This is a genomic window from Halomonas sp. 707D4 (assembly GCF_024158685.1).
GTDB lineage: Bacteria > Pseudomonadota > Gammaproteobacteria > Pseudomonadales > Halomonadaceae > Vreelandella.
In genome coordinates, this window is record NZ_JAMZBD010000644.1 from 1 (window position 1) to 1419 (window position 1419).

Below are 1419 nucleotides of genomic sequence, written 5' to 3' on the forward strand. Positions count from 1 at the left end.
GACATAAAGGCTTTTATCACTTCTCGCCGTCTTTTGGCGTCTCCTTGGCCAGCAGTGAAGTGGGTAGTTCGCTGAGCTGGCGGTGCAGCGCTTCGATCTGCTCGTCCAGCTGACGTTGCCAGGTGCTTTCACGCTCTCGCTGTTGACGCTCCTGCTCGAGGCGCTCTTCCATCTTAGTCAAGGCGCGCTGGGCGCTGTCGAGATCGTCCACCAGCGCCGCGTTCTCCCGCTCTCTGGCCATCAAGCGCTCTTGCAACTGCTGCTTATCCGCTTGAACCGACTTCAGGTGGTCACGCTCGTCGGCGAGCGCCTTCTCGAGCGTGGCGTACTTCTCTTCCCACTGGCGCAAGCGCTTTTGCTGAACTTTCTCTTCCTGGGCACGCTCGTGGCGCAGGGTGTCGAGGGCGGCCATCAGCTTGCCCTCGGCGGCTTCGTTGCGCTCCTCCTCCTGCCTGAGGCGCTGTTCCCCGCTTTCCTGCAGCGCCTGGCGCTCCTTCCCGGCGCTCTCCTGAAGCGCGTGATAGCGCTGCTCCAGGTCACGCTCCGACTCTTTTGCCTCGGCGGCCTGGCGTTCGGCGCGTCGGGCGTCTTCGGCGAGTCGTGCCTGGGCGGCTTCGACGGTGGCGAGCTCGCGGCTCAATGTTTCCAGGCGCGCCTCGGTATGGCGCAAGTGCTCCGTCAGCGCCTTCTCGCGCTGCTCGGCGTCGAGGGCATGCTGATCGGCGCGCTCGGCGGCCTCGCGCGCCTCGAGTACCTGACGGTTGGCATCCTCCCGGTAGTGGGCGAGTGCCTGATTGGCGGCTTCCTGCGCCTGATTCCAGAGTGCGCTGGCGGCAGAGACGACGACTTCCGGCACGCCCTTGGGTGGCGGCACGTCGCGATTCTGCTCCCGTTCGCTGCGCCACTGACGAAAGTGTTCGCTGATGGTCGTGAAACTGCCGGTACCGAGTACTTCACGAATGCGCTGAACGCTCGGCGTATCGCCCTGGGTCAGCAGGGTGTCGATCGCCTGCTGCACGTCTGCGTATTGGATGCCGCTGCGCGCCATGTTGTCTGCCTGTCACCGAATGAAAGCGCCATTTTGCGCCAGGAAAAGTAAAATCACAATAATTACGTATTACGTAAAACGTAATAATATTTATTTTATTAAGCTTAAATTCAAGATTACACGTATTATCTTGAGTTTCTGGGAATGTAGAGGCAGACTTTATCGATGGTGAAGGGTGGAGCATGTCATGGTCGGCAGTGCTGTTGATGCTGTTCAGGTAAAGGGAATATCGAGAGTCTTAGAGAGCGCTAATGCTCTACAAAACGAGGTGCGTATTGCCGCGGGAAGTGATGCCGAGGCGGTAGCGCAGTGGCTCGCCGAGTACCGGGCGAGCCCGCAGACCTTCAAGGCGTACCGACGGGAGGCGGAGC

At 60.4% G+C, this 1419-nt stretch carries 1 protein-coding gene and 1 pseudogene; one reads left to right on the plus strand and one right to left on the minus strand.

The window, feature by feature from the left end; all coding sequences use genetic code 11:
• Positions 1 to 16 precede the first annotated feature (16 nt).
• Positions 17 to 1048, minus strand: coding sequence for a DNA-binding protein (locus BIS11_RS17505; RefSeq protein ID WP_253422764.1), 1032 nt, complete (start codon positions 1046 to 1048; stop codon positions 17 to 19).
• A gap of 187 nt (positions 1049 to 1235) precedes the next feature.
• Between BIS11_RS17505 and BIS11_RS17510 the strand changes: the two are divergent.
• Positions 1236 to 1419 (plus strand): annotated as a pseudogene (locus BIS11_RS17510) (site-specific integrase); the annotation flags it as partial.

Bases quoted from the DNA above. Each gene is read 5' to 3' on its own strand.
- BIS11_RS17505 (WP_253422764.1), bottom strand. From the start codon at position 1,048: ATGGCGCGCAGCGGCATCCAATACGCAGACGTGCAGCAGGCGATCGAC.